This window comes from Streptomyces sp. NPDC002044 (genome assembly GCF_040296725.1).
Taxonomy (GTDB): Bacteria; Actinomycetota; Actinomycetes; order Streptomycetales; family Streptomycetaceae; genus Streptomyces; species Streptomyces antarcticus.
Genome location: NZ_JBEOXU010000231.1, coordinates 1 through 6556 on the forward strand (window position 1 = coordinate 1; position 6556 = coordinate 6556).

Consider the following 6556-nt stretch of genomic DNA (forward strand, 5'->3'; position numbering starts at 1 on the left):
AGCGTCACGTCGTCGTAGGCGAGCGCGCCGAGGTCGATCCGTTCGTCCTCCCCGGCCTGGCCGGGCGGGAACACCGCCGTGCCGTAGTGGCCGGGGGCCGGGGTCTCGGGGCGGCTTCCGCCGTCGTTCGGGGCGTGTGCGCACATGGACCGGTCACCGCTTCCCAGGGCCGTGCGGACCGGTGCGAGCGGTGCAGGCGCGGTGGCACGCCGTCGTGGGGAGCAGGGTCACCGCCCGCGGTGCCCGCGCTTTCAGTATGGCCGGGAGGCGGCCGGGCGACGACCGCTGCCCGTACGGGGCCGGACCGCGGGCCCCGCGGTCCGCCGGACGGGTTGCGGCGGATGCCCGCCCCGCGTTTCGGCGGCCGCGCGGAACGCGGGCTGGTGTGGAGTGGGCGCGCTGACCCAGGGCCCCGACCGTCCCGACGGCGGACACAGCGGGCGGCTCCCCGCTCTCCTTGACGCCGTCATACGGACCGAGGGCCCGGGAGGCGGCGCTGCGGGCCGTGGACCCCGATACCGACCGGCGGGAGCCGACACGTGCTGGAACGCAAGCTGCGCAAGGACCACACCGAGGTCACCTTCGTCCTTCCCGCCGACTCCCCGCCCGGACCGGTGAGTGTGGTGGGCGACTTCAACGGGTGGCAGCCCGGCGCGCACACGCTGGTGCCCCGCAAGGACGGGAAGCGTGCCGTCACGGTCGCCCTGCCGAGCAAGACCGCCCATGCCTTCCGGTACCTGGCGGCGGGCGACTACTGGTTCAACGACGAGAGCGCCGGGGACCGGGAGGGCTCCAACAGCCGTCTCCACACCTGAGCCCGCACGGTCCGCGGGCGCCCGGGGACGGCCCGGGAAGCACGCCCCGGGAGTGGCCCGGATCCGGTGGGCATCCGGGCCACGCGCGCGCCCGGGCCGGGCCCCGGGCCCACCGGGGGCGGGGCCCGGACCTCCGGGGCGGGGGGCCGGTCGCCCCGGAGGTCAGCCCGACGATTCCCGGCCGAGGGGGAACAGGGACACGGTGCCGGTCATCCGCAGCAGGCTGCGGAGCTGGTCGTTGGGAGACTCCAGGCGGATGACGGAGCCCGCCTCCACCGCGCTGCGCCGGGCGCTGAGGAGGGTGTTGAGCGCCGAGGAGTCACAGAAGACCAGCCGTGAACAGTCGACCACGACCGCCTTCGCCGGTGACGCGTGGGCCAGGGCCGAGGTGAGGGCGAGACCCAGGGAGGGGGCCGAGTCGATGTCCATCTCTCCCGTGGGCCGGACCATCACGGCGTGGTCCAGGACGTCCACGGCGATGTCCTCCCCACCGGCCTGCGGGGCGGGGCGTTCGGTCATGCGGGATCACTCCTAGTTCGGCGGGCGTGTGCCGCGGCAGCCCGCTGTCGCGGTCGTTGCTCCGGGGGCGCTCCGGGGGCCGCTGGTCGTGCCGGTTCCCGGGGCCATGGGGCGGTCCGGCGGACTCGGCTCGACGCGCTGGTCCGGTGTCGACTACCTCATCGTGGAACACTCGAAAATCTACCTCAGTCATGGCAGACATTGCACATCGGCCCGGTGATGGTTTGTTGTGCGGCCGGAGGGCCGAGCCGCGTGGGTGCCCCGCCGGTGCCGAGCGCGGGCGGTCGGGGCGCGTCCGGGTACGGCGGGGGCGCGTGAGAAGTCCGGTACGCCCTTCTCCCGGGTTCATCCCGGGACGGCCTTGCACGATCGGCCCCTTTCTCCGATTGGCTGGTGTCACGCCACTGGAAGGGGTTCCGCCGACATGAATCTCGCCGAGCTCGCCGCCCGCGCGCCCACAGCCGCCACCGAGCCCCGCGCGCCCGACGCACCCCTCGCCCCCGGAGGCGGGACGCACCGGAGCGGGGGAGTGCATGGGCGAGGGTGAGTCCGACCCGTCGGGAGCGGGCAACAGGGCGGTCTCCGTCACGCTGGCGGGCGTGCTGCCCGTGGACTTCACCGCCTTCCACTCCCAGCAGCACCGCACCTACCTGCGCTACGCGCACCTGCAACTGGGCAACGCGCGGGACGCCGAGGAGATCGTCGACGACGTCTTCACCTTCCTGCTGGAGGTGTGGCCGCACGCGCTCCGCGAGGCGAGCCTCCACGCCTTCGCCTGGGCCGCGCTGCGGGAGCACGTCGAACGCCGCCTGGCCGTCCCGGGCCGCCGGGTCGCGATGGTGGAGACGGCGTGGTTCGCCTGCCTGCGCCGCTCCTCCCGGGACCGGCTGGAGCTGCTGGAGTCGAAGCTCGGGCTGTACGCGGCGATAGCGGAGCTGCCCTCCGAGAAGCAGTACGACGTGGTGCTGCTGTCCTTCGTCCTGGGCAACGACTCCGACACCGTCGGCCGGATGATGGGCATCTCGCCCGCGACGGTCCGCTCGCACATCCGCGGCGCCCGCCGGACCCTGTCCCGCGAGCTCGGGGTGGACTGGATCCCCGGAGAGGACAAGGACCGGTGAGCGATCTGCCACGTGACCGCGGCCTGCCGCCGTGCGCCCTGGACGCCGTCGTCGAGGACGCCTCGGTACTGGGCGAGGAGTACGCCGGATACGACGAGTACGCGGCCCGGTGCCGCATCGCCCGCCGTGTCGTGGCCCACCGCGCCCGCCCGGCGGCCGGCGCCGGCCCGGGGTGCGGACCCGGCGCCGGCGGACCGGGAACGGCCCGGTCCGCCGGCACCGGGCACCTGGTGCTGGACGCCGCCTGCCACGTACGGGCCGCCCGGACCCTGGACGAGACGGCCCGGGCCCTGGTGGAGAGCGGGGACTACGCCGAACGCGCGCTGGGCGCCGGCTCCTGGCCGCACAGCGCCGAATCGACGCTGCTGTTCGCCGGGCTCCTGCACCTGGCCGGGGAGAACGAGGGCGCACGGTTCTGGTTCCAGTACGCGGCCGGGGCCGGATCCCGGACGGCGGCCCGCTGCCTGTACCTGCACCACCTCGCGCGCGCCGAGGCCGCCACGGCACGCCACTGGCACGACCAGTCCCGGCAACTGCCCGAGGAGGCCGGCCTGCCCGAACTGCCACCCGTACCGCACGATCTCGAAGAAGCGCTCGCCGCCTCGGTCATCTGGACCTCCCCGCCCATCACGACGCAGGACCTGACCGCCCTCACCGCCGGGCCGGGCCGGGCCCGGCGGACCGGCTACCGGCTGCCCCCGCACCTGCGTCTGGCCGCGACGGGGCACACCTGGACAGGGGACCCGGACCTGGGCGAGGTCTTCCTCCCCGCACCCCGGCTCGCCCACGCCCTCGCCGACCGGGCACGGCTCCCGCATGCCCGCCGACCGGCCCTCGCCCGGGCGGCCGGGACACTTCTCCGGGCGAACCTCGCCACCCCGGCCGGCCCCGACGCCCACGCGCCCGGCGGCACCCCGCGGCCGGACGGCGGGCGCGGATCCGTACGGGAGAGCCTGGCCTGGCTCCGGGGCGCGGTCGGCGCCGCCTTCTACGTAGCCCGCTACACCGACGGCGAGGTGTCCCTGACCCGGTACGCCGACGGCCCGGCCACCCCGGCGGTGGACGAGTGGGTGGACTTCCGCGCGGCCGCGCACGCGTCGGCCCACACCCTCGGCAGCCGGGAGGCCCTCTTCCGCCGGCTCGACACCCGGCGGCCGAACGCGCCGCCGCCGGACCTGGAGGAGTACGCACCGGACACGGTCCGCGCGGCGGTGCCGACCACGGCGGGCCCGAACACCGAGTGCGTGGCGCTGTCCCTGCCGGTTCCCGGCCCGGGGCGCCCGGAGCGGGCCGCCCGCGTCCCGCGGAGAGCCGGTGACGACGAGGCCGGTGATTACGCCGATGCGCGCCGTGGGGATCCGCCGTGACAGTGGTCCGGCCAGCGAACACGGCGGTCCCCCCCCCGGTGTTCGGCGCGGCCCTCGGCTCGGGAGCCGGCGGCCGCCCGCGACCGGAGCGGCTCCGCCACGACCGAGAGGACGACTCCGTCGTGCAGCAGCAGAACAGCGAGAACTCCCGCCGCGCCCGCCGCGCCCGCACCGCCGCCGAGGTGAGCGCGGGGGCCGCGCGGTCCTCGGGTCCCGCCCCCCGCGGGAAGGCCGGACTCCGGCCGCTCCTGGCCGGGCTGGCCGCGTTCCTGGCCGTCGGCGGGTTCACCACCGCGATGACTCCGGGGGCCCAGGCCGCGGGCAACCCGTACGAGCGGGGTCCCGCACCGACCGTGTCGAGCATCGAGGCCGCCCGCGGCTCGTACGCGGTGTCGCAGACCACCGTCTCCTCGCTGAGCGTCACGGGCTTCGGCGGAGGCACCGTCTACTACCCGACGTCCACCGCCGACGGCACCTTCGGGGCCGTCGTGATCTCACCCGGCTACACCGCGAGCCAGTCGTCCATCGCCTGGCTCGGACCGCGGCTCGCCTCCCAGGGCTTCGTCGTCCTCACCATCGACACCCTCACCACCCTCGACCAGCCCGACAGCAGGGGCCGCCAACTGCTGGCCGGACTCGACTACCTGACCGGGCGCAGCGCCGTCCGCGCGCGGATCGACGGCAGCCGACTCGGCGTGATGGGCCATTCCATGGGCGGCGGCGGCACCCTGGAGGCCGCCAAGAGCCGGCCGTCGCTCCAGGCGGCGATTCCGCTCACCGGCTGGAACCTGGACAAGTCCTGGCCCGAGATCCAGACGCCGACGCTGGTCATCGGTGCCGACGGGGACTCGATCGCGCCGGTCGCCTCCCACTCGGAGCCGTTCTACGAGAGCCTGCCCGGCTCCCTCGACAAGGCGTACCTGGAACTGAACGGCGCGACGCACTTCACGCCCAACACGTCGAACACCACCATCGCGAAGTACAGCGTCGCGTGGCTGAAGCGGTTCATCGACAACGACACCCGCTACGAACAGTTCCTCTGCCCGCTGCCGCGCCCGGGCCTGACCATCGAGGAGTACCGGGGCAACTGCCCGCACGCCTCCTGAGCCGGCCGGTCGTCGGCGGGGTGGTGTGGACCCGCACAGACCTGGGCCGTCGCGCCGGGGAGCGTGCCCAACCGGCGGATCCGGGCGTTCCGCCCCCGCGCACACGGGCCTAGCGTGACGGCCGTGACCGGGAAGACGACCGTGAACCTCGCGCTCCGGATATTCGGCCGGAGCGCTGAACTCGACGCCGTGGCAGCGCTGTTAGACCGGCTCCGGGCCGGACACGGGGGAGCGCTGCTGCTCGTCGCCGAGCCCGGACTGGGCCGCACCGCCCTGCTGGCCCGGGCCGCCCGGGACTTCGCGGCCGGACCCGGTCCGCGCCCCGGTTCCGCGGCTCCGGCCGCCCTCCGCCCTCCGCCCGGGCTCGCCGGGGGGCCCGCGCTGCTCCGCGCGGTGGCCGGACGAATCGACGCGGTCCCCCTCCACCCCCTCCGCGCACCGGTGGGGGCGGAGCCGGGCGGGGGTGCGGGCGCGGGCGGGGGCGCGGTGGATTCGTCGGCGCTGCTGGGCGGCCCCGCCGTGGGCGGGCCGGTGCTGGTCTGCGCCGACGACGTACACCGGTGGGACGCCGCGTCGCGCGCCGCCCTCGGCGTGGCCGCCCGCCGGGCTCCCGGCCATCCGCGGGTGGTCGGGCTCCTGCTGTCGGCCGCGAAACACCGCGCGGACGACCCCGCCTTACGCGGGGTGCCCGTGGTCCGCCTCGGCCCGCTGGAGGACGGCCCGGCGGCCGCCCTGCTCGACGCGCTGACCGGCGCGGACGCCGATCCGTCCGTACGGGACGAGCTGCTGCACGAGGCCGAGGGGAACCCGGCGCTGCTGACCGCGCTCGTCGCACGCCTGTCACCGGACCAGCTGCGCGGTCACCGCCCGCTGCCCCGGCCGCTCGCGGACGCCGCCCTCCTGCTGGGCACCGTCGGCGACCGGCTCGCCGCGCTGCCGGCCGACACGCGCCTGCTGTTGCTGCTGGCCGCCGCCGCGCACGCGGCCGACCCCGACCCCGACGCCGTGGGCGCCGACGCCGCACAGGTCCTCGGTGCCGCCCGGCTGGCCGGCCTGGACCCCGGCGCGCTGGAACCGGCCGAGACCGAGGGCGTCGCCCGCGGCGACGGCGGCCGCATCACCTTCCGCGGAACCCTGCTGCGCCGCGCCGCCTACCACGCGGAGCCGTCGTCGCGGCGCCGGGCCGCCCACGCGCTGCTGGCCTCGTCCGTCGACGCCGAACGGCACCGCCTGCTCCACCTGCTCCACCGCGCCGCGGCCGCCGACGGCCCCGACGCCCGGCTCGCCGCCGAACTCGTGGCCGCGGCGGCCCCCGGCACCCGCACCTCCGGCACCGAACGCACCGCGGCCCTCGCCCGGGCCGCCGGACTCACCGCCCCCGGCAACGCCCGTACGACGCGCCTGACCGACGCGGCCGAGTACGCCCGGCTGGCGGGGCGCCCCCGCCGGGCGCGCGAGCTGCTGGCCGGCACCCGTGACGCGACCGCCCACGACGCCGTGCGCGGCCGGGCGGAACTCGTCCGGGGCGCCCTCGCGCTCCGGGACGGGCCGGTCGGCGACGCGTACGAGGCGCTGCTGATGGCCGCGGCGCGGCTGGGCCCGTACGACCGCGAGCGGGCCCTGGCGGC

General features: G+C 76.6%; 6 protein-coding genes. 5 read left to right on the forward strand and 1 reads right to left on the reverse strand.

From position 1 onward, the window contains the following. Positions 1–539: 539 nt before the first annotated feature. Positions 540–815: an isoamylase early set domain-containing protein gene (locus tag ABT106_RS30365; RefSeq protein ID WP_267723636.1), complete on the forward strand. Its 276-nt coding sequence runs from the start codon at positions 540–542 to the stop codon at positions 813–815. A gap of 162 nt (positions 816–977) precedes the next feature. Here the strand turns inward: ABT106_RS30365 and ABT106_RS30370 are convergent, their stop codons facing one another. Next, entirely contained in the window at positions 978–1334 is a 357-nt protein-coding gene (locus ABT106_RS30370) for an STAS domain-containing protein (protein ID WP_351283826.1), read from the reverse strand. Positions 1335–1867: 533 nt separating this feature from the next. Between ABT106_RS30370 and ABT106_RS30375 the strand changes: the two genes are divergently transcribed. The 4 genes from ABT106_RS30375 to ABT106_RS30390 form a co-directional block, all read left to right on the forward strand. Continuing rightward, the gene (locus tag ABT106_RS30375; RefSeq protein WP_351283829.1) at positions 1868–2455 is read left to right on the forward strand and encodes an RNA polymerase sigma factor; all 588 of its coding nucleotides are present in this window, start codon (positions 1868–1870) and stop codon (positions 2453–2455) included. Beyond that, positions 2452–3822, forward strand: coding sequence for a hypothetical protein (locus ABT106_RS30380; protein WP_351283832.1), 1371 nt, complete (start codon positions 2452–2454; stop codon positions 3820–3822). Before ABT106_RS30375 ends, ABT106_RS30380 begins: the two co-directional genes overlap by 4 nt. Positions 3823–4070: 248 nt before the next feature. Continuing rightward, positions 4071–4928 (forward strand): bis(hydroxyethyl) terephthalate hydrolase, encoded by an 858-nt coding sequence (gene bdeA, locus ABT106_RS30385; protein ID WP_351283837.1) that lies wholly within the window; start codon positions 4071–4073, stop codon positions 4926–4928. Between the two features lie 123 nt (positions 4929–5051). Further along, positions 5052–6556, forward strand: a 1505-nt coding sequence (locus tag ABT106_RS30390; RefSeq protein ID WP_351283834.1) for an ATP-binding protein, incomplete at its 3' end; no start/stop codon positions are given.

Excerpts from the sequence above, each read along its gene's own strand:
- ABT106_RS30370 (WP_351283826.1), bottom strand. The coding sequence starts at position 1,334 with ATGACCGAACGCCCCGCCCCGCAGGCCGGTGGGGAGGACATCGCCGTG.
- ABT106_RS30375 (WP_351283829.1), top strand. The coding sequence starts at position 1,868 with ATGGGCGAGGGTGAGTCCGACCCGTCGGGAGCGGGCAACAGGGCGGTC.